Annotated in this window: 24 protein-coding genes; 14 read left to right on the top strand and 10 right to left on the bottom strand. The window is 68.2% G+C overall.

The window, feature by feature from the left end:
* From BQ8420_RS24940 to BQ8420_RS24905, 8 genes are all read left to right on the top strand, one after another.
* The coding region (locus BQ8420_RS24940; RefSeq protein ID WP_235006474.1) for an FAD-dependent monooxygenase at positions 1–1665 on the top strand (1665 nt) is incomplete at its 5' end.
* A gap of 56 nt (positions 1666–1721) precedes the next feature.
* Positions 1722–2927, top strand: coding sequence for a homogentisate 1,2-dioxygenase (locus BQ8420_RS24935; RefSeq protein WP_087101761.1), 1206 nt, complete (start codon positions 1722–1724; stop codon positions 2925–2927).
* 11 nt (positions 2928–2938) lie between these two features.
* Positions 2939–3769, top strand: coding sequence for a hypothetical protein (locus tag BQ8420_RS24930; RefSeq protein ID WP_087101759.1), 831 nt, complete (start codon positions 2939–2941; stop codon positions 3767–3769).
* A 20-nt stretch (positions 3770–3789) separates the two neighbouring features.
* Positions 3790–5001 (top strand): fumarylacetoacetase, encoded by a 1212-nt coding sequence (gene fahA / locus BQ8420_RS24925; protein WP_087101757.1) that lies wholly within the window; start codon positions 3790–3792, stop codon positions 4999–5001.
* 63 nt (positions 5002–5064) lie between these two features.
* Positions 5065–5463 (top strand): VOC family protein, encoded by a 399-nt coding sequence (locus BQ8420_RS24920; protein WP_087101755.1) that lies wholly within the window; start codon positions 5065–5067, stop codon positions 5461–5463.
* A 285-nt stretch (positions 5464–5748) separates the two neighbouring features.
* Positions 5749–5949: a hypothetical protein gene (locus BQ8420_RS24915; protein WP_157090956.1), complete on the top strand. Its 201-nt coding sequence runs from the start codon at positions 5749–5751 to the stop codon at positions 5947–5949.
* A 95-nt stretch (positions 5950–6044) separates the two neighbouring features.
* Entirely contained in the window at positions 6045–7004 is a 960-nt protein-coding gene (locus BQ8420_RS24910; RefSeq protein ID WP_143847550.1) for a hypothetical protein, read from the top strand.
* 156 nt (positions 7005–7160) lie between these two features.
* A complete protein-coding gene (locus BQ8420_RS24905) occupies positions 7161–8072 on the top strand; it encodes a YihY/virulence factor BrkB family protein (RefSeq protein ID WP_087101751.1) in 912 nt (303 codons plus the stop codon).
* Here the strand turns inward: BQ8420_RS24905 and BQ8420_RS24900 are convergent.
* Positions 8069–8896 (bottom strand): helix-turn-helix domain-containing protein, encoded by an 828-nt coding sequence (locus BQ8420_RS24900; protein ID WP_087101749.1) that lies wholly within the window; start codon positions 8894–8896, stop codon positions 8069–8071. The two genes, BQ8420_RS24905 and BQ8420_RS24900, sit on opposite strands and share 4 nt — an antisense overlap.
* A gap of 141 nt (positions 8897–9037) precedes the next feature.
* On the opposite strand from BQ8420_RS24900, the gene BQ8420_RS24895 reads away from it, so the two are divergent.
* From BQ8420_RS24895 to BQ8420_RS24875, 5 genes are all read left to right on the top strand, one after another.
* Positions 9038–9295: an Atu4866 domain-containing protein gene (locus BQ8420_RS24895; protein ID WP_087101764.1), complete on the top strand. Its 258-nt coding sequence runs from the start codon at positions 9038–9040 to the stop codon at positions 9293–9295.
* Positions 9295–10029, top strand: a complete 735-nt coding sequence (locus BQ8420_RS24890; protein WP_087101747.1) for an SDR family oxidoreductase — start codon at positions 9295–9297, stop codon at positions 10027–10029. Before BQ8420_RS24895 ends, BQ8420_RS24890 begins: the two co-directional genes overlap by 1 nt.
* A gap of 155 nt (positions 10030–10184) precedes the next feature.
* On the top strand, positions 10185–10697 hold the full coding sequence (locus tag BQ8420_RS24885) for a hypothetical protein (RefSeq protein WP_160049418.1): 513 nt from the start codon (positions 10185–10187) through the stop codon (positions 10695–10697).
* 178 nt (positions 10698–10875) lie between these two features.
* Positions 10876–11484, top strand: coding sequence for a DUF3887 domain-containing protein (locus BQ8420_RS24880; RefSeq protein ID WP_087101743.1), 609 nt, complete (start codon positions 10876–10878; stop codon positions 11482–11484).
* A 53-nt stretch (positions 11485–11537) separates the two neighbouring features.
* Positions 11538–12509, top strand: coding sequence for a CPBP family intramembrane glutamic endopeptidase (locus BQ8420_RS24875; protein ID WP_087101741.1), 972 nt, complete (start codon positions 11538–11540; stop codon positions 12507–12509).
* A 96-nt stretch (positions 12510–12605) separates the two neighbouring features.
* Here BQ8420_RS24875 and BQ8420_RS24870 read toward each other — a convergent pair whose 3' ends face one another.
* The 9 genes from BQ8420_RS24870 to BQ8420_RS31620 form a co-directional block, all read right to left on the bottom strand.
* Complete coding sequence (locus tag BQ8420_RS24870; protein ID WP_087101739.1) at positions 12606–12902, bottom strand: YrhK family protein; 297 nt, start codon at positions 12900–12902, stop codon at positions 12606–12608.
* 148 nt (positions 12903–13050) lie between these two features.
* Positions 13051–13686 carry a histidine phosphatase family protein gene (locus BQ8420_RS24865; RefSeq protein ID WP_087101737.1) on the bottom strand — a complete coding sequence of 212 codons (636 nt, stop codon included), beginning with the start codon at positions 13684–13686 and terminating at the stop codon, positions 13051–13053.
* Complete coding sequence (locus tag BQ8420_RS24860) at positions 13683–14795, bottom strand: ABC transporter ATP-binding protein (RefSeq protein WP_087101735.1); 1113 nt, start codon at positions 14793–14795, stop codon at positions 13683–13685. Before BQ8420_RS24860 ends, BQ8420_RS24865 begins: the two co-directional genes overlap by 4 nt.
* 38 nt (positions 14796–14833) lie before the next feature.
* On the bottom strand, positions 14834–16612 hold the full coding sequence (locus BQ8420_RS24855) for an iron ABC transporter permease (RefSeq protein ID WP_087101733.1): 1779 nt from the start codon (positions 16610–16612) through the stop codon (positions 14834–14836).
* 73 nt (positions 16613–16685) lie between these two features.
* Positions 16686–17852 carry an ABC transporter substrate-binding protein gene (locus BQ8420_RS24850; RefSeq protein ID WP_087101731.1) on the bottom strand — a complete coding sequence of 389 codons (1167 nt, stop codon included), beginning with the start codon at positions 17850–17852 and terminating at the stop codon, positions 16686–16688.
* 83 nt (positions 17853–17935) lie between these two features.
* Entirely contained in the window at positions 17936–18769 is an 834-nt protein-coding gene (locus BQ8420_RS24845; protein ID WP_255404902.1) for a MurR/RpiR family transcriptional regulator, read from the bottom strand.
* A gap of 183 nt (positions 18770–18952) precedes the next feature.
* A complete protein-coding gene (locus BQ8420_RS24840; RefSeq protein ID WP_200816091.1) occupies positions 18953–19807 on the bottom strand; it encodes a putative protein N(5)-glutamine methyltransferase in 855 nt (284 codons plus the stop codon).
* A gap of 216 nt (positions 19808–20023) precedes the next feature.
* On the bottom strand, positions 20024–20257 hold the full coding sequence (locus tag BQ8420_RS24835; protein ID WP_087101727.1) for a hypothetical protein: 234 nt from the start codon (positions 20255–20257) through the stop codon (positions 20024–20026).
* Positions 20254–20535: a hypothetical protein gene (locus BQ8420_RS31620; protein ID WP_143847547.1), complete on the bottom strand. Its 282-nt coding sequence runs from the start codon at positions 20533–20535 to the stop codon at positions 20254–20256. The genes BQ8420_RS24835 and BQ8420_RS31620 overlap by 4 nt, the downstream gene beginning before the upstream one ends.
* Before the next feature lie 128 nt (positions 20536–20663).
* Here BQ8420_RS31620 and BQ8420_RS24830 point away from each other — a divergent pair, with 128 nt between their 5' ends.
* Positions 20664–20927: a multiprotein-bridging factor 1 family protein gene (locus BQ8420_RS24830; protein WP_369825542.1), complete on the top strand. Its 264-nt coding sequence runs from the start codon at positions 20664–20666 to the stop codon at positions 20925–20927.
* Positions 20928–20962: the final 35 nt, after the last annotated feature.

The following is a 20962-nucleotide window of genomic DNA, read 5'->3' as shown; positions in this document are numbered from 1 at the left end:
CCCCGACCACCCGCGGACCCCACCACCGACCCCGTCCTGGTGCTCGGCGCGGGACCGGTCGGACAGACCGCGGCCCTACTGCTCGCCCGACGCGGGGTCCCCGTACGGATCGTCGACGCCCGCCCCGGGCGCGACGCGGTCGGTTCCAAGGCCATCTGCCAGCAACGCGACGTCCTGGACGTGTGGGAATGGCTCGGCGGCGGCACCATCGCCGAAGAAGGCCTGACCTGGAACACCGCTCGCACCTTCTACCAGGGCCACGAACTGTTCAGCGTGCGCCTGCCCGACCCGGGAGCCTCCTCCCTGCCCTCCTTCGTCAACCTCTCCCAGTCCCGCACCGAGGAGGTCCTCGACGACCTCCTCGCCGAGGCCGGGATCGTCATCGGCTGGAACCACGAGGTCACCGGCCTGGACCAGGACGAACACGGTGTCAACGTCGAGTGCGCCACCCCGCACGGACCCGTCCGCCTGCGCGGCTCCCACGCGATCTCCTGCCTGGGCGCCCACGGCGGCGTCGTCCGCGAGGCACTGGGCGTGGACTTCACCGGCACCAGCTTCGACGACCGCTTCCTCATCTGCGACATCCGCGCCGACCTGGGCGACTGGGAACGCGAACGCCGCTTCTACTTCGACCCCGAGTGGAACCCCGGCCGACAGGTCCTCATCCACCCCTGTCCCGACTCGGTGTTCCGCATCGATTGGCAGGTCCCCGCCGACTTCGACCTGGAGACCGAGGAGTCCAGCGGCCGCCTCGACGCCCGCATCCGCCAGATCGTGGGCGAGACCCCCTACGAGATCGTGTGGCACTCGGTGTACCGCTTCCACACCCGGGTGACCGACCGCATGCGCCGAGGCCGGGTCCTGCTCGCCGGGGACAACGCCCACCTGGTCGCCCCGTTCGGCGCCCGCGGCCTCAACTCCGGGGTCCAGGACGTCGAGAACGCCGCCTGGAAGATCGCCTACGTCCGCCACGGGTGGGCCGACGAGACGCTCCTGGAGAGCTACCACACCGAACGTCACGCCGCCGCCTTGGAGAACGCCGACATCACCAGCGCCACCATGCGCTTCCTCGTCCCCCACGACGAGGCCGATCACCGGATGCGCCTGGAAGTGCTCCAGCGCGCCCTCACCGACCCCGACGTCCACCCGAAGGTCGACTCCGGGCGCCTGGCCGAACCGTTCTGGTACTGCGACTCGACCCTCACCACACCCTGCCCCGAACGGCCCTTCGGCGGCCGACCCCCGCGCGGTCAGGCGCCCACGCCCTGCCCCGGCGTGATCCTGCCCGACGTGCCGCTGGCCCTGGCCGAGCGAGCCGACCTCATCCGACTGCGACCCCTGCTGCGCGAAGGCCTCACCCTGCTGCTGGGCCCCGCCCCCGAGGGAACCGACGCCGAGACCCTGCGCGCCGCCGTGCACACCATCGCCTCCCGGGCCACCCCCGCCCCGGTCGCCACCCACCACCTGATCGACGTCGATCCCACCGGTGCCCTGTGTCAGGCCCTGACCCCCGAACCCGGGCAGGTGTGGCTGATCCGCCCCGACGCCCACGTCGCCGCGGTCGTCGCCGGCACCGACACCGACGCCGTGCGCGCCGCCGTACGCACGGCCCTGGGCCGGGCCGTCACCGAGACCGCGCCCGCGTGGTCCACCGCCCTGACGTAGGACACCGCCCGCCCGGGCATCCCACCAGCAGACCCACGAACTCCAGGAGGACGACGATGGCCCACTACCGCCAGGTCGGCGAGGTGCCCCGCACCCGTCACACCCAGCACCACAACCCCGACGGCGGCCTGTACTACGAGGAGCTCATGGGGGAGGAGGGCTTCTCCGCCGACTCCTCCCTGCTCTACCACCGGGCTATCCCGTCGGCCATCGTCGACGCCGCCGAGTGGGAGGTCCCCGACCAGTCCCGCAAGCGCAACGCCCCGATGATCCCTCGCCACCTCAAGCTCCACGACCTCTTCCAGGGCCAGGAGTGGAAGGCCGCCGACGTCGTGGAGTCCCGCCGCCTGGTCATGGGCAACGACGACGTGCGCATCTCCTACGTCGTGGCGGGGGCGCCCTCGCGCCTGTACCGCAACGGCATCGGCGACGAGTGCGTCTACGTCGAATCCGGCACCGCCCGCGTGGAGACCGTCTTCGGTGTGCTGGAGGTGGGCCGCGGCGACTACGTCATCCTGCCCCGGGCCACCACCCACCGCTGGGTGCCCACCGGCGACGAACCGCTGCGCGCCTACGCCATCGAGGCCAACAGCCACATCGCCCCGCCCAAGCGTTACCTGTCCCGCTACGGCCAGTTCCTGGAGCACTCGCCCTACTGCGAACGCGACCTGCGCGGCCCCCAGGGACCACTGCTGGCCGAGGGCGAGAACGTCGACGTGCTCATCAAGCACCGAGGCGACGGCCCCGGCGGCATCTCCGGCACCGTCTACACCTACCCCACCCACCCCTTCGACGTCGTGGGTTGGGACGGCTGCCTGTACCCGTACGCGTTCAACGTCGAGGACTTCCAACCCATCACCGGCCGCGTCCACCAGCCGCCGCCCGTCCACCAGGTCTTCGAGGGCAACAACTTCGTCATCTGCAACTTCGTGCCCCGCAAGGTCGACTACCACCCCGCTTCCATTCCGGTGCCCTACTACCACTCCAACGTCGACTCCGACGAGGTCATGTTCTACTGCGGCGGCGACTACGAGGCCCGCAAGGGGTCCGGCATCGGGCAGGGCTCCATCTCCCTGCACCCGGGCGGGCACTCCCACGGCCCCCAGCCCGGCGCCTACGAGCGCAGCGTCGGCGTGCAGGCCTTCGACGAACTCGCCGTCATGGTCGACACCTTCCGACCCCTGGACCTGGGCGAGGGCGGCGTCGCCGTCGACGACGGCGTCTACGCCTGGACCTGGTCCAAGGGCCGGCGGGACAAGTGACGGGAGAAGGCATGGGTGACGTCCTCTACCGAGGCCTGTTCGACGACGCCGCGCTGTTCCCACCCGGCAACGCGCCCATGGGCCAGGCCCTGCCCGCGCACCGGGAGCACCGCGCGTCCGGGCGTGCCCGCTACGTGGGTCCCTTCCTGGTCTCGGGCGGTCGCGTGGGTGAACTGCGCGCCGTCCTGGCCCGCGAGGAACCAGCGTCCGAACCGCTGGACGTGGTCATCACCGTCCCCGGTGGCGCCGACGACGTACCCGGCGCCCTCGACTCGCTCGGCGTCGACCCGGTCCTGAACCTGGTCGGCATGGAGGTCGCCGCCGCACCGGGCGAGGCCTCCGACACCGCCACCGCGCTCACCAAGGCACTGCCGGGCGGCGCGGTCGGCTACGTCGAGGTGGCCCGAGGAGTGAAGGCGGGCGCCGACATCGCCGCCCTGGCCGGCACCGGCGCCAACGCCAAGTTCCGCACCGGCGGGGTGAAGGCCGAGGCCCATCCCACCGAGGCCGAACTGGCCGACCTGCTCTGGGCGGCCATCACCGCCGGGGTCCCGTTCAAGTGCACGGCCGGACTGCACCACGCCGTCCGCCACACCACCGACGAGGGCTTCGAACAGCACGGATTCCTCAACGTCCTGCTGGCCACCCACACCCTGCTGAACGCGGGGTCGGCGGCCGACGCCGAAGCGGCCCTGGCCGACCGGGACGGTCGCGCACTGGCCGCCCGTATCGCCGCCCTGTCCGACCTCGAACAGGCCGAGATCAGAGCCCGGTTCCGTTCCTTCGGCACGTGCAGCATCATCGACCCCCTGGAGGACCTCACCGTCCTCGGGGCCCTCTAACGACCCGGAAAGCGAGTTCCATGCCCGACAGTTGGCTCGACATCGCCCCCGACGCGCAGTTCGGCCCGGCGACCCTGCCCTATGGGGTGTACACCGTCGACGGCGCGCGCCCCCGCGTGGGCGTGGCCGTGGGCGAGTACGTGCTGGACCTGGGCGCGGTGGCCCGCGCCCAGGGGGCACCGTTCGCCGAGGCGGTGAGCGGCCCGAACCTGGACGCCCTGATGGCCGCCGGTCGGCCGGTGTGGGACCAGGTGCGCCAGAGCCTGACCACCTGGCTCACCGACCCCGTCCACGAGCAGGTCGTGCGCCCCCACCTGGTGGACCGCGCCGCGGTGACGCTGCACCTGCCGTTCACCGTCGGCGACTACGTGGACTTCTACGCCTCCGAGCACCACGCCACCAACGTCGGTCGCATCTTCCGGCCCGAGCAGGAGCCACTGACTCCCAACTGGAAGCACCTGCCCATCGGCTACCACGGCCGTTCGGGCACCATCGTGGTCTCGGGAACCGACATCGTGCGCCCCACCGGCCAGCGCAAACCGCCCACCGAACCCGTTCCCGTGTTCGGTCCCTCCGCGCGTCTGGACATCGAGGCCGAGGTCGGATTCGTCGTCGGCACGCCCAGCGCCATGGGCGAGCGGGTGCCGGTGGACGACTTCGCCGACCACGTGTTCGGGGTGTTCCTGCTCAACGACTGGTCCTCGCGCGACCTCCAGGCCTGGGAGTACGTGCCGTTGGGCCCGTTCCTGGGCAAGTCGTTCGCCACGTCCATCTCGCCGTGGATCGTGCCGGTCGCCGCCCTGGAGTCGGCCCGCGTGGAACAGCCCGCCCAGGACCCCGAACCCCTGCCTTACCTGAAGGGCGCGCGGTCGTGGGGCTTGGACCTGCGCCTGGAGGTTCGGCTCAACGGACACGTGGTCTCCAACCCGCCCTTCTCCGGGATGTACTGGACCGCCGCCCAGCAGTTGGCGCACATGACCGTCAACGGGGCTTCGTTGCGCACCGGCGACGTGTACGCCTCCGGTACCGTCAGCGGCCCCGAGGTGGAACAGCGCGGCTGTCTCCTGGAACTGACCTGGTCCGGCAAGGAGCCCATCAAGCTGCCCGACGGCACCGAACGCGCGTTCCTGGAGGACGGTGACGAGGTCACCATCACCGCCACCGCCCCGGGCCCCGACGGAACCAGGGTCGACTTCGGCGAGGTCGCCGGCCGCATCCTCCCCGCGAGGTAACCCCTGCCGGGCGGCGGCCCGTTACCCACCGCCGCCCGGCGTGTGCTCTACAGTGGGCCGACCATGACCGACCTTCTCGGCGTCAACCACCTGACCCTGTCCACCCCCGATCTCGACGGGCTCGTGAAGTACTACACGGGGCCGCTCGGAGCGGTACTCGCGTTCGAACGCGCCGCGACCTCCACCACCCCTCGGATCGCGGTCGTCGACGTCGGCGGGGACGACCACCTCATGTTCGTCGAGACCGCCGACGCCCCCGGCACCGACCTCGACCCCCTCGGTGGGGCGGGGTGGGGTCTGCGCGTGGGCACACACGCACGACTGTGCGAGATCCGCGAGCGCCTCCTGGAGACCGGACGGCCGGTCGGAGAGATCGAGACGCTGCCCACGCAGTGGACGATGACGGCACGCGACCCCGACGGACGCCCCGTGGACGTTCGGGCTCACCGCCCCCGACCCTGATGACCTCGGCCTCGGCCGGGTCACGTGGTTCTCGTCCTCGTCTCGCCGACAATGAGGGGCCCAGGGCCGGGGAGGGCGGATGGCGGGAGAGCGGGATCGGAGCGAAGGAGCGCGCCGCGCGTCGGGTGCCGTCGCGTTTGCCTTCGATTCGGCCAACGCATCGTCTTCGACGCGACACGGTGTAGGGGTGTTCAGCAGCGCGTTCACGACAGGGCGGATGAAGTCGCCCGGCTCTACGAGAACCCCGAAGTTTTCGTGTCCCAGGGGCTTGACCACCATCTCGCGGTGGAGTTTCGCGAACCGGCCCTGGAAGAGGTGCGATCCCAGCGTTTCCCGGAACATCCCTACCGGTTGAGCAGCCTGTACGTGACCGATGGTGGCCAACCCATCCCCGAGGTTCTGGTGAACGGACACATCGACATCGTGGGGATCGACCGTGAAGTGCGCGCGAACCTCCTCCGACCAGGGGACTCTCCTGCTTGTTGATTCGTCCGGGACCTCAGGGTGTCCCCGTGACGGGAGTGATGGCGAGAGTGCTTTCTCCACTAGAGTGCAGCGCTGTTCGATTGCGGATGGTATAAATGTCCGGGATTCTCTCTGGAATTGATCAGATGCGGGCATTAATGTCAGGAAAAGGGAACATGCCATCTACGGTGGGTGGGAGAGCCAGTGGTGCTCAGGAGGCTTACTCGAAACCAGTGCGAGCGAAGGTGTCGAGCAAGCATGGGAGACTTCTACTCGTTCTCGGGGCGGTAGCGCTCGTATTGGCCGTCCTCGTCGGCTGGTTCGCTGGGAAGGCCATGGGAGGCCAAGAGTCATCGGGGACGACGGCCGAGGGCGGACAGTCGGATGGCACTGAACCGACCATGGAGGATGGGGAATCCGACTCACCTTCGGACTCCAACGAACCCGACAGTTATGGGTTGAGCTCGTTCTCCGTGCAGCATGGGGCCGACATCACCGAAGACCAGTACCCGGTTGGATTCTCGGATTCACCCGAAGGCGGAGTTTCCATGGTCGTCGTCTATCTTCGTTGGAAGTCGACCAACAGCGCCGAGAGTCTCGCGGAGCTGATGAATACCTATCATGATCTCGACTCCGAGGTGACCCGGGAAATAGTCGAAGAGGAAGTGCTGGATCAGCGATCCGAAGACATCTCTCGTATCGCGAACAGGGAAGGCGTGTTTTTCAACGCCGATCTGTTTCCGATGCCAGGGGAGGTTTTCGAGATCACTCCTGTCGGGGTGACATGGTGGTCGACGGGTGAGGACACGGTCGACATGTTCGTTCTAGCCGACGAAGGGTTCGACATCAGTTTGGGAACGCGTTATACCCGTCGTTACATCTACGGTTTCACGATTCAGTGGAACCCCTCGGTGAGAGGCGGCGATTGGTTGGTGACCTCACAGGATGATCCTTCTAGAGATCCCGACTACCAGCCTGCCGAAGAGGAATACCACCTCGATCACGAGTACTGGACCCCCATCGCCGGTGTGACACCTTACGACTATCCCACGCACTCGGATCCGCCAAGGTACTGAGGGAGTCGACGAAAACCAACTGACGGGACCGTGGGCCCGGCGTGAGAGTGGCACCGCTCCGGGCCCAAGACCCCCGTCAGTATCGGTCTCGGCCGGGTCACGTGGTTCTCGCCCTCTTGTCGCCGACAATGAGGGGCCCAGGGCCAGGGAGGGCGGATGTCGGAAGAGCGGGGTCGGAGCGAAGGAGCGCGCCGCGCGTCGGGTGCCTTCGCGTGGCGACCGGCCCTGCCCTCCAGGGCGGGGCTGCGCGCCGTCGCCGCACGGGTCTGGCGGCACCTGAAGGAGAACCAGTTCAGCCTGCTCGCCGCGGGAATGGCGTTCCGAGCGCTCCTCGCGCTGTTTCCCGCCCTCATCGCCGCGGTCAGCGTCTTCGGGATACTCGCCGACCCGGACGACCTCACCGACCAGATCGGAACCTGGCTGCACGCCGTCCCCAAGGCCGCGCGGGAACTGATCGAGGATCAGCTCCGCACCATCATCGCGACCGACACCGGAACCCTCGGGTTCGCGTTCGTCGGCTCCGTGCTCTTGGCGATGTGGAGCGCCTCCGGCGGCATGTACGGGCTGATGCAGGGCTGCGACGCCGCCTACGACGTGGTGGACGGGCGCAACTACCTCGTCAAGCGCGGAATCGCCCTGCTGCTGGCCTTGGGGGTCGGCGCCTTCCTGTGCGTGGGGGTCGGCTCGATGGTCCTCATCCCGGTACTGCTCGACCAGATCGGCCTGAACCGGATCGCCGAGTTCCTGGTCATCGTCGGCCAGTGGGTCGTGCTCGCGGGCGTGACCCTGGGGGGCCTGGCCGTCGTCTACCGGATCGCGCCCCATCGCCAGTCACCATCGGGCCGCCGGCTCACCCCGGGCGTGTTCCTCGCGATGGTGCTGTGGGTGGCCGGTTCCTGGGTGTTCACCTTCTCGGTGCAGCGATTCGGCCACTTCGGCGCGACCTACGGAACCATCGCCGGGGTCATCGTGCTGATGCTGTGGCTGTGGATGTCCTCGCTCATCGTGCTGTTCGGGGCTGTGGTCAACGCCGAACTCGAACGTCGGCGCGTGAGCGCCCCGATCTAAGGCGTGTACGTCTTCGCGGACAGGGCGCCGAGCAGCGCCAAGGCCTCGGCGCTACGGCTCGCCGGCTCCGCCTGGTAACAGAGCAGCTGTTGGCCCGGCGTCTGGGCGACATCGAAGGTGTGCACCCGAAGCGTCAGCTCACCGACCAGTGGATGCACGAAACCCTTCACCTCCATGCGTTTGCCACGGGCCTGGTTCTGGGCCCACAACCGCGCGAACTCCGGGCTCGCCCCGAGCAGACCGTCGACGAGCGAACGGATACGCGGATGCTCCGGCGCCCGCCCCTGCGCCAACCGGAGCGCGGCCACCGAGTTGTGCGCCGCGAGCCACCAGTCGGCGTGGAACTCGCGGGCGTCCGGGGCGAGGAACACCTGCTCCACCAGGTTGCGGCCGACGGGAAACCCACGGTAGAGGGCTTCGCCGAGAGTGTTGTGCGCGAGAACGTCGTAGGCGGCGTTGGTGATGAGTACGGGGGTGTCCGGCCACGAGTCCATGAGCAGCAACAGGTGCGGGTCCACCCGCCGAGCACCGAGGTCGGCGCGCGGACGGGGCGCCAGGCCGGCCAGGCGGTAGAGGTGCCCGCGCCCGTCGTCGTCCAGGGCCAGGGCGTCGGCGAGCGCGTCCAGGACCTGTGCCGACGGCCCGGTCTCACGCCCCTGTTCGAGCCGGACGTAGTAGTCCACGCTCACGTCGGCGAGCATCGCGACCTCCTCCCGGCGCAGCCCGGGAACCCGACGCCGGGCGTTACCGCGCAATCCCACGCTCTCCGGCGCGGTCGCGTCACGGCGGGCCCGCAGGAACCGGGCCAGGGCAGGTGTGGTCATGGCGAAACGCTACCCCGCGCCGGGCCCGGGAGAGAGGGTGCGGTGCACCCAGGCTCGCATCGGCCTGGTCCGGTCGGCCGAGCGCGCACAGGGTGGTGTTCCGACAGAAGAAGGACTCTCGCCCAGAGGATGAGCAACGCGATGACAGACCATCCCTACGTCGGCCTGTGGGTCACCGCCGACGGCCACATCCGACACGAACTGTTGCCGGAGGGACGCTACGTCGAGGCCCGAGGAAGCCGTGAACGCGCCTACACCGGCCGGTACGCGGTGACCGGCACGCACATCGACTACGTCGACGACACCGGTTTCAGCGCCGACGGAGACTTCGTCGAAGCGAACACCCTGCACCACGCCGGCATGGTGCTCACCCGTCGCGCCGAAGAGGAGAACGCCTGATGAAGGAGATGTCGGACAAGGTCGTACTCATCACCGGAGCCTCCAGCGGCATCGGCGAGGCGACCGCGCTGCACCTGGCCGAGCGGGGCTGCACCGTGGTGCTGGGAGCGCGCCGAATCGACCGGCTACGGTCCCTGGTCGAGCGCATCGAAGAGATCGGAGGGCGGGCCCACGCCCACCCCCTCGACGTGACCGACGCCGACGACGTGCGCGCCTTCGTCGACCGCGCCGTCACCGAGCACGGGCGCGCGGACGTGCTCGTCAACAACGCGGGCGTCATGCCGTTGTCGCCGCTGGCAGCGCTCAAGACGGACGAGTGGACCCGGATGCTCGACGTCAACGTGCGTGGACTGCTGCACGGCATCGCCGCGGTACTCCCCGTGTTCGAGGCGCAGCGTGGCGGGCACGTCGTGACGATCGCTTCGGTCGGGGCCCACGAGGTGTCGCCCACCGCGGCCGTGTACTGCGCCACGAAGTCCGCCGCGTGGGCGATCACCGAGGGGTTGCGCTTGGAGAGCGAACCCTGGCTGCGCGTATCGACGATCACGCCCGGAGTGGTCGAGTCCGAACTCGCCGAGACGATCACCGACCGCACCGCACGCGAGGCGATGGTCGCCTATCGGGCCAACACGATCCCGGCGGCGGCGATCGCCCGCGCCATCGCCTTCGCCATCGAGCAGCCAGAGGAGGTCGACGTCAACGAGGTCGTGGTGCGACCGACCGCCCAGCGCTGAGATGAGGCGCCCGGTGCGTCCCACGCGGCTCCAAGGGGCCCGTGGGGCGCGCCGCTCCCGCTCCCGCTAGGCTCTCGCGAAAGGAATCGAACAGATGGGCGACGATGCGGACGAAACCGGTACGCCACACGGTCAATGCCGTCGCCGTCACATCCTTGACCTCCTTCATCGTGCTGCTGACGCTGTTCGTTTTCGTCATGACCTCCCTGAGCGGGGTCAACCCCCCGGACACGATCCTGTGGACGCACCTGTGGGGATCGCTCGCCCTGGCCTTGACATCGTGGTTCTGCTTCAAGGCGGCGACTCGTCGGGTGTTGATCACCGACACCGGCTTCGAGTTGCGGGAGATGTTCGCCGACCGCTTCGTGCCCTTCCACCTGGTCGACTTCGTGACCACCACCGGAGGGCTCGCCCTGGTGCTGACCGATGGCGGACATCGGCCGATTCCCGGCTTCGACCCCTCGCCCTACGGTGAACTCCGTCGCTACCGGCTCCACCACGCCCCGGGGGACCGTCTTCAGGAGGAACTCGACCGCTCGCGGACCCGGGACGTGGAAGGACAAGTGCACGAATCGACCCGGTTCCGCCCGGATCTGCTCGTACTCGCGACGGCCTTGGCTTCGAGCTTCCTTATAGCCCGCGCTATCGAGTACCTCTTCGCGTCCTGACAGCAGCGCTGGAAGTCCATCGCGTTCTCCGCGGAGGTGCCGAACTCCGCCGTGTAGTCCACCGCCTCCGCGACCGACTCCGACGACGCCCCTGAGGATGCCTCCGCGCCCCCATCGCGCCACACCGATGCGCTCACTGGCTTGACAAGATGCCTGCGTGTCAACCTATGCTTTACACATGCAAGAGAATTTAACAGAAGCGCTGCGGGCTTTGAAATCCCACACGGACGCCCTCCTCGCGTCACGCGTCCTGACCGCCACCAACGACTGGGCCAACCCGATCGGGCACGCCGTGAGCATGCAAACGGCAGCCGAGGACGTTGTGCGCGCAGTCGTGGAGCAAGCACGCCAGAACGGCGCCACGTGGCAGGTGATCGGCGACGCGCTCGGCGTGAGCAGGCAAGCGGCGTTTCAGCGCTACGGCAAACCCATCGACCCCAGAACAGGACAACCCATGAACAACACCCCGCTCCCCGGCACCGTCGAACTGGTCGCTTCCGTGATCGAAGACCTCGCCTCCGGGCACTGGTCACGTGTCACCGAGCAGTTCGACCCGGCCATGCGCGACGGACTTTCAGAGGACGCGCTCGCCGCCGCGTGGGCGCAGATCGTCGGCCTGTCGGGAGCGTTCGAGGGGAAGGGAGATCCGGAGGTCGCCCGGGCCGGTGAAATGACGGTCACGAACACGCCGATCTCGTTCGAGGCGGGCGACTACACCGCACGGATCACGTTCCGTGACGACCGCACCATCGCCGGGCTGCACATCCTCGAAAGGCGGGCGTCGTGACCATGAAACCTCCAGTCGGTTCGAAGACGGCCCAGGCCCGAGGCGGACCCCGCATGAACAGACGCGACCTGCGATCCATCAGCGTGTTCACCATCTTGTCGTTCGCGCTCGCTTGGTTGCTCGCGCTCCCGCTCTGGCTCGGAGATGGACTCACCAGTCCTTGGTTCCCCGTCGTTGCCGTCGCGACGATGATGACACCGACGATCGCCGCCCTGATCGTCGTGTTCTTCATGGAACGACCGCGGCACAAGGCGTGGACGCTCGGACTATGGCCGCTCAGGCCGGCTCCCAGGCTGCTCGGCTACGCCGCGCTGGGGATCTTCGTGCCCATCGCACTCGTCCTGGTGGCGCTCCCCGTCGGCGCGCTACTGGGGGTCTACCCGGCCGACTTCGCGAACTTCTCCGCCTTCCAGCAGACTCTCGACGAGCAAATGGGCGCATCGGGAGCGGCCGAAACCCCCATCCCGATCGGCGCGCTCATCGCCCTCCAGCTCGCTACACTCCCCCTGGCGGCGTTCATCAACCTCATCCCAGCGCTGGGCGAGGAACTCGGGTGGCGGGGATGGCTGCTTCCCAAGCTGATGCCTCTGGGTACCCTTCCAGCTCTGCTGGTCTCCGGCGTGATCTGGGGTCTTTGGCACGCCCCACTCATCCTGCTCGGGTACAACTACCCCGGCGCACCGGGCTGGCTCGGCCTGACCGCGATGGTCATCATGTGCATCCTGGTCGGTGCGGTCTTCGGCTGGCTGCGGCTCCGATCAGGATCGGTATGGCCCGCAGCCCTCGCCCACGCCGCGTTCAACGGGGCCGGCGGCAGCTACCTGCTCTTCGCCATGGCGGGCGAGCACATCGACACCACGCAAGCGACAATCCTTGGCTGGAGCGGTTGGATCGTACCGCTCGCGTTCGTGGTGATCCTGATCGCCACCGAACAGTTCGACCCCGGCAAGCACCCGACCACCCCGCCACGGAAACCCGAGTCACCGTCACCATCTACCCATCGAATCAACGACTCGGAACACTAGGCTCTCGCGAAAGGAAGCGAACCGGTAGGCGACGATGCGGACGAAACCGGTACGCCACACGGTCAACGCCGTCACCCTCACGTCCTGGCCGGGATGCTAGAAGTCCATCGCGGTCTCCGAGGCCGTGCCGCCGGCCCCACCTTGGCCTTGAAGGCTCCGAATGTGCACCAGACGGGTGAGCCGAATAACCGGTCGGATCAGAAGTTCGACACTGCCGATCAGGAAACACCAGGTCCCGGGGACCATCATGCTGGAGTAGAAGAACATGATGCTGCCGGCGATGAACCACAACGCGATCAGGATGTCGTTGCAGATGCTGACGACTTCATAGCGACGCCGGATGACCAGCTCGTCATGGCCGATGTGCACGGTCAGCGGTCGCGGCTCGGGCATATGTCCTCCCTCGGGTTCCTCCCCACATCCTGCACTCTCCGTAGGCGACTGGCACGCTCCGTCACTGCTGAGTCGTCGGGTTCCTCATGACCACATCGCCTTGTGGAGACCGCGCCGGGTGGCGCGGTCTCCAACTATTCCGTCGTCGTCAGTCCGGCGGGTCCAGCGGTGACATCGCGGGGGAATGGTTGAACAACCGGAGTTTGGCCGCCCCCGGTTCGATGAGGGAGACGAAACCCGAAGCGACGTCGACGATGCTCAGACTCGCCGGATGGCTCGGCACCGTGCGACTCGGGTCCAGTCCCACGGCGGCCCCGAGGAAGGCCCGGACCGGCCCGCCATGGGTGACGACCAGGAGCGTCCCATGGCCACCCTCCCTCGCCCGCCGCACGGCGGCGTCCACCCCGGCGACCACCCGATCGGTGAGTTCGCCGAAGCTCTCGGCACCCGGGGGGTGGAACCTCCCCGCCCGCCACTCGGTGTACTCTGCGGCGTCCTCCTCCTTGATCTGCGCCGAGTACCGCCCCTCCCAGTCGCCCAGGTAGGCCTCGTTGAGCCTGGGATCGCACCCATCCGGTTCGACACCGAGCACCTCGGCGGTCTCCCGCGTGCGACACAGACTCGAAGTGACGACGTACCCGGGGGCCAGGTGAGCGACCGTCCGCGCCAGCGCGGCGACCTGCCGGCGCCCAGCCTGCGACAGGCCGATGTCCTGCTGCCCTTGGAGGCGGCGCTGTCCGTTCCACACGGTCTCGCCGTGGCGGACCAGGATCAGTCGAGTCATCGGACCACCTCGGTGTCCAGAAGGGCGCCATCGACGTCGAAGTAGGCGTCCGGGGCCTGCGGTGGCCGCAGCCCGATCCCGTCGCCGGGCGACAGGTCGACCGGTGTGTCGCGGGAGACGCTCACCCGCGTACCGTCGAGAAGGTCCACGCCCACGACCCACTTGTCGGCCATCGGAACCTGGTCGGCGAACGTCGCCTCCAGACATCCGGAAGCCGACGCCCCAAGATCGATTTCGATCGAACCCGCCCGGTACATCGCCTTGAGCGCCCCGCCCCGGACCGAGGCGGGGGCGGGGCCGCAGTCGACGCCGAACGCCGACAGACGCCCGCCGGCGACCTCGCAATCGATGATGTTCGCCGGTGGGGTGCCGATGAACGTGGCGGTGAACGCGGTACGCGGTGATTCGAGCAGTTCCCGCGGAGTGCCGAACTGTTCGATCCGGCCGTCCTTCATCAGCGCGATGTGCGTGGCCATGGTCATCGCCTCGACCTGGTCGTGCGTGACGTAGACGCTCGTGGCACCGGTCGACCTGTGCACGCGCATCAGTTCGCCACGGGTGTCCACCCGAAGTTTCGCGTCGAGGTTGGACAACGGTTCGTCGAACAGCAACACCTTGGGCTGCGGGGCGATCATGCGGGCGATCGCCACGCGCTGCTGTTGACCGCCGCTGATCTCTCCCGGATACCGGTCGGCCAGGTCGGAGATCGACAGCAACGACAACACCTCCTCGCCCCGGGCCCGCCGCGCCTCCTTCGACCACTTGGCCACGGTCAGCGGCCAGGTGACGTTCTGGAACACGGTCTTGTGCGGCCACAACGCGTAGGACTGGAAGACCAGACCGGCCTCGCGTTCGGCGGGCGGCACCATCTCGGTCCCGTCACCGTGGGCGATGACGCGGTCGCCGAAGCGGATCTCACCCCCGGTGGGATCCTCCAACCCCGCGAGCATCCGCAGAGTCGTCGTCTTTCCGCACCCGGACGGCCCGAGCAGAACCAGGAACGAGCCCTCCGGTACGTCGATCGATATGCCGTCGACGGCCGGGGCGTCGCCGAAGTCCTTGCGCAGGTCGGTGATGGTCAGGGAGGCCGAGGAGGCTCGGGGTCGCATGTCGGTCCTTTCGACCCGGTGAAGGCCGGTCCTTGAGGTCATGAGTTCGAGTTCCAGGGCTGGGCGGCACCTTCGAAACGCCGGGCGATGATGGTCGCCGCGACCGAGATCACCGCGATGACGACCGTGACCGCGTTGGCCAGTTGAGTGAAGTTCTCCGAGGAGTACTGGTAGGTGAGGACGGCCAGGACCGGCATCGCCGGGGTCGCCAGCAGCACGACCAGGGAGAGGTCGCGCACCATCTGGACGAACACGAGCACCCCGCCGGTGAACAGACCACGGGCCGTCAACGGCGCGATGATGGCGCCGATCCTGCGGAACAGACCGGCGCCGGCCATCACCGCGGACTCCTCGACGTCCTTGGAGACCTGGCTCAGGGCCGCGGTGCCCGACCGGACCGAGAACGGGATCGTCGCCGCGATCCCGGCCAACACGAGGATCGCGAACGTTCCGTACAGGCTCGGAAGAGGGCCGATGGGCGCCCCGAACTGCGCGATGAACGCCGCGCCCAGCGCGATTCCCGGGATGAGGAACGGCACGAAAGAGGTGACGTTCAAGGTCCCCACCAGCCACTTCGGGCCGCTCGACCGGGTGATGACATAGGAGATGAGCAGCCCGAGGACACCGGCGCCGATCGCCACGCACACCCCGAGCAGGACGGTGTTCCAGGTGGCCTGAAGGATCTGCGGGTTGTTCAGCACGCCCGGCTGTCCCTGGGCGAGCGCGGGGTCCGAATCGCCGATCCAGTAGTGGAGGGTCAGCCCGGAGGTGAAGTCGTTCGTGTGTCGGGTCAGCGAACTGAGCACGAGCACGATGCCGGGCACGATCGTGGTGCACGTGACCAGCAGCCACGCGAGCCCGGCCACGGGGCGCCCCAACAGCCCGAGTTCGACGCCTCGTCGACGGCCGCCCTTGCCGGTGATCGTCTCGAAGCTCCGCCGACCCCCGGTGACGCGGGTCGACGCGTACATGATCAGCGCCGCGACGAGGATGAGCACGATCGACAACACGTACCCGCGTGAGACGTCACCGGTCGAGATCGCCCCGTACAACCGGGTCGAGAGCGTGTGGAACCGGACCGGCAGACCCAGCAGGGCGGGTGAGACGAAGTTGGAGACCCCTTCGGCGAACGCGAGCAGCGCGCCGGAGATCATCGCCGGGGCCACCACGGGCAACGCGATGTCCTTGGCCACCCGCAGCGTGGAGGCGCCCGTCATCTCCGCGGCCTCCATGAGGTCGCCGTTGACACCGGCCAGCGCCGCCGCGATGAGCATGAACGACAGTGAGAAGTAGTGGGCCGTCAAGGTCGCGGCGATCGGCACCGGGCCCCAGGCCAACCAGTCCGGGACGGAGATCCCCAGGTTCACGAGGATTCCGGTGGATCCGCCCACCAGGTCGTTGCGAAAGACCGACTCCCATGCCAACGCCAGCGCGAAGCTCGGTAGCGCGAAGGGGATCATCGCCAGCAACCCGAGGAGCCTTCGCCCGGGGATACGGGTCATCACCACGACCCAGGCGAGGAATCCACCGATCACCGTGGAGCCCACGGCCGTGGCGACCCCCATGAGGATCGAGTTGCCCATGGGTCGCCACAGCAGGTTCTGCGACATCGGGCTGGCGAACACGTCCGACCACGCCTGGCGGTTATCGCTCTGCAAGGTCGTGTTGACCAGCCCGATGAGCGGCGCCATCACCAGGACCAGGAGGACGAGCAGGGTGCCGGCCCCCAGCACCACGGTCGGCCGGGTGAGCGCCGTGCGCGCACGGGCCAACGCATGGCCGACCGTGGTGCGGCGGGGAGCGGGTGCCGTTGACATCGGGTCCTTTCGGGCGGTGCGGAGATCGAGGAAGGGGCGGGGCTACGGGGTCACAGGGTCACGGGTCACGGGGTCACAGGGTCAGCAGGAAGTCCGCCACGTCCGAGCGGATCTCCGCGGTCGCCTCGGGGTCGATGTCCCAGGCACCGAGCTCGTCGAGGGCGGCGGCGTCCTCGGGCTGGTCCATGTCGGTGCGGACCGGGTAGTCACCGGGGACGTAGAAGGGCTCGTAGCCGGCGCCGCCGGTCGCGGAGTCGTCGCCCATGAGGAAGTCCGCGACCAGGCGTGCGGCGGCGGGGTTCTCGGAGTTCTGCACCATGCCGATGTAGGCGGGGAAGGTGATGCCCAGCGAGGGGGTGGTGTCCAGGGACGCCTGGAGCGCCCAGCCCTCCTCCTCGTTGTCCCGGCGGTCGGAGTAGGAGGTGATGCCGACCGGCGGGTCCTCCTGCCCGGTCTGGCCCACGGCGGCGTTGACGTTGTCGGTGTCGTCGACCAGGACCAGTCCGTTGGCGTAGAGGTCCTTGACGAACTGCGCTCCGGCGTTCTCGACGTCGTCATCGAGTTCGATCTCGGACCCGTTCAGGTCCTCGTAGGCCTGGGCCATCTCCTCGGACTGACGGATGATCTCCGTCATGAGGTCGAGGTAGTCGCCGCGCACACCGGGGTCGACCATGACGACCTTGCCGTTCCACTCCTCCTCGGTCAGCTGCCACAGGTTCTCGATCGGGCTGCCGTCGGGGTGGGCCTCTTCGTTGTACATGAGGATCTTGGTGGAGAGCCGGTTGGCCAGCAGCGGCTCCTGGTACTCCTCGGGCACGGAGTCCGCGACGCGCTGTGGCACGTGGTTGCGCAGGATGCCGCTCGCGAGGAGTTCGGTGATGACCACCGGGGCGTCGGAGATGTAGGCGACGTCCGCCGACGGGGTTCCGGCCTGTGCCTCGGACTGCAACCGGGTGATCTGCTCGGAGGAGGAGATGTCGTGGCCGACGAAGTCGATGCCGGGGTACTCCTCCTCGAAGGCCTCCTCGACCGAGGTGATCCGCGAGGTGAAGGAGTAGACGGTGACCTCTCCCTCCTCCTCGGCCAGTTCGACGAGTTCCTCATGGGTGGCGTCGTCGAGTTCGTGGGATGCGGCGGCCGCGTCGGCGTCGGGGGTCTGGGGAGTGCCGCCACCGCAGGCGGCGAGCGTCACGACGAGTGGGAGGGCGATGGAGGTGGTGAGCAGTTTCGAGGAGCGCATGACAGTCCTTTGTGTCGGTTTTCGCGCATGGGGGAGCGAGACCGGTGCGAACCGGCCGTCGTGTGGAAGGAGGGACCGAGGTGTCAGTCGAACGCTGTGAGCAGGTCGTCCAGTCGGTCCAGGGCGGGCAGGATGGTTTCCGGGTGCCGCTGGGCGATGGTGAGCACGATGGCGTTAGCGATCATCATCGGGACGCTCAGGGAGGAGAAACCCTCCTGATGCCCGCGCGGGGCCGAGAGCACGGTGGTGGGAGCCGGATCGAGGGTGTGCAGGGTGTCCGTGACGAGCACGGAGCGGGCCCCCACGGCGGAGGCGTGGGCGTACAGGTCGGTGAGATTGCGTGGAGCGCGACGAAACGCGAACGACACGACGACGTCGGAGTCCGACATCGCCAGGACACGCTCGGCGACCTGACGGCCGGGACCGACGAGGTTGACCGAGTGCATCCCGAACCGTCGCAGTCGACCATCGAGAAGCTCGGACAGAACCCCCGTGTTGCCGCGTGCGAAGAGGTAGACCACGCGCGCACCGACGAGGAGGTCGGCGACCTCGTCGATCCGTGCCTGGTCCACGTGGTGGGCGACCGCGGCGAGGGAGTCGAGTTCGGTGGCGAGCAGTGTGTCCAGGACACTGCTCTGACCCTGCTCTCGAAGTTCCGCGCGGAACCGGTCACCGGCACCGTTGAGGTGTGTTTCGTGGGCCTCGCGGAGGTCTTCGCGTAGTTCCAGGTAGCCCTGGTAGCCGAGCCGTTGCGCCAGTCGGGTGGCGGCGGCGGGGTGGACCCCCGCACGTTGGGCGACCTCTCCGCCCCGCCACAGCGGGGCCTCGGCGGGGTTGGAGAGAAGTTCATCGAGAAGGACGCGATCCGACTTGGTCAGCCGGTCGCGGTACCTGTTCATTCGCTCCTGTAGGTTCACGACGCCCACATTACGAGCAATTTTTCTTGCGACAAGGTGTGAGATGGCAATTTTAGTTGCAGTTCATGAGGGCTTCACCGTCCCACCTGGGGGTTGGCGCCGTGTTCACCCGAGGAGCCCCACGGGTGGTGTGCGGCGGGAGGGCCGCGAGAGCGGAGGGCGCGTGACCTCGTTCGCGCGAGGTCACGGTCCCACCCGTGTGTTCTTCGGGTCGATCGGGTCGGGGCGTCGGCCCACGACCACGGAGGTGTGATCTTCCTCGTCGACGACGGCGTGGGCGTCCAACCCTCCCCGGATGAAGGCGGCGAGTGCCTCGGCGACCTGGTCGGGGTGGGTCTGCACCAGCAGGTGCCCACCGGGAGCCAACCAGGGGCGGGCTTGCCCGGCGACCCGGCGCACGACGTCGAGGCCGTCCGAGCCGCCGTCAAGGGAGAGCCACGGTTCGTGGTCGCGGGCCTCCGAAGGCAGCAACGTGATCTCGCGAGTGGGGACATAGGGGGCGTTGGCGACCATCACGTCCACCCGGCCCCGCAGGGAATCGGGGAGAGGTGTGAAGAGATCGCCCTGATAGACCTCGCCGCCCAGGGGAGCGAGGTTGTGGCGGGCGCATCGGACACCGGCCGCGTCGATGTCGGCGGCGTGCAGCTCCACGCCCGCGCGTTCGGTGGCCAAGGCGGCGCCTAACGCGCCGGTGCCGCAGCACAGGTCCAGGACCACGGCGCCGGGTTCGGTCAGGGCGAGGGCCTGCTCGACGTGGAACTCACTGCGGGGGCGGGGGACGAACACGCCGGGTTCCACGGTCAGGCGCAGATCGCGGAAGCGAACCCAGCCCAGGACGTGTTCGAGTGGGGCTCCGGCGACGCGCCGCTCGACCAGCGAGCGGAGTTCGTCGGGCGTGCGCGCGGTGGTGGCGATCAGTTCCGCTTCTTCTTCCGCGAACACACATCCGGCCCGGCGCAGGCGGGTGATGACTTCGGGGTGTGCCGGAAGTGAGGACTGCGGCTGCTGAGAGTGGTGCTGTGAGAACTGCGGTGGCAAGGGAGCCTTTCGGGATGCCCGGGGGCGCTCCCGCGCTCACCTACGCCATGCGAAGGGGATGACCGTGGGATGGAAGCGCCCGGCCTGTTGCTGCGGTGATCGGTCCCACCTCCTTCGGTCGTGACGTGCGGGGCGATGCTACACAGGGGAAGAGCCGACCCGCAACGGAAAAAGCACGGGCCTGCGCGGAGGCCGGGCCCGGGCTTGGTCGGTATCTCACGGTCCCTCTTCGGGAGGGCGTGCCTTGGCTTTGTCACGCCAGGGTTGGGGGAGTGGGTTGCCGGCGCGCAGCCAGGCGTGGAGGGCGTCGAAGGCCTGGTCGGCGGTGCGCAGGGCGTCGGTTGCTTCGGCGGGGTCGCCGGGGATGTGGCGTAGTGCGGCGGAGAGTTCGTCGAAGAGGAAGTCGGCGTGTTCCTGAGGTGTGGTGGTGATAGCGCGTTGGTCGGTCATGGCAACCGGTCCAGGATTTCGCGGGCGAGCTGGCGGCCCAGGGCTTCCTCGCAGCCTTGGCCCGCCAAGCGAACGGCGGAGCCGGGGCGTTCGGGGAGGTGTCGCACCCAGCCGTCATCGGTGAGGTGGACGGTGACCCGGCGGTAGCCGAACTCCACGGTCACCGATCCGTCGTCGGGATTCTTCCAGGGCGCGAGCCCTCGCCGCCGCAATGCCGAGAGCAGCGCACACTGTGCGATGTCGAAGGTGTCTGAGCGGGGGCCTGCGGATACTGCCATGTTCACCTCACGGTTGCGCCTGCCTTACAGGTCACTACCTTGAGGTTTCTTCGGTCGGTCGCGCCATTACCTGAGAAATTCCTGTAACGGTCAGACAGCATGTGGAAGCGCGGCGTAACATCTCGACCATGAGCGACCCTCCGTTTCCGGAACTCATGACCAACTTCCGTGAACTGCAAGGACTCACCCAGGAACAGCTGGCCTCTCGAATCGGCTGTTCTGCGGCTTCCGTGTCCCGATGGGTGAATGGGCAATCCCTTCCACACCGTCCATTAGTGGAGAAACTGGACAAGGAACTGTGTGCCGAGGGGAAACTGATCGCCTCGTGGCGCCAAGCGACCACCGGACATGCCCTCCCCGAGTGGGCCCGGTCCCCAACATCGTTGTTTTAGGCTGTTTTCGCTGGTGGGGTGAGACGCCACAGGTG

It is taken from the genome of Nocardiopsis sp. JB363, from assembly GCF_900143625.1.
Classification (GTDB): Bacteria; Actinomycetota; Actinomycetes; order Streptosporangiales; family Streptosporangiaceae; genus Nocardiopsis.
The sequence above is the reverse complement of the archived record's forward strand: the minus strand, read 5'-3'. Positions and strand labels throughout refer to the sequence as shown.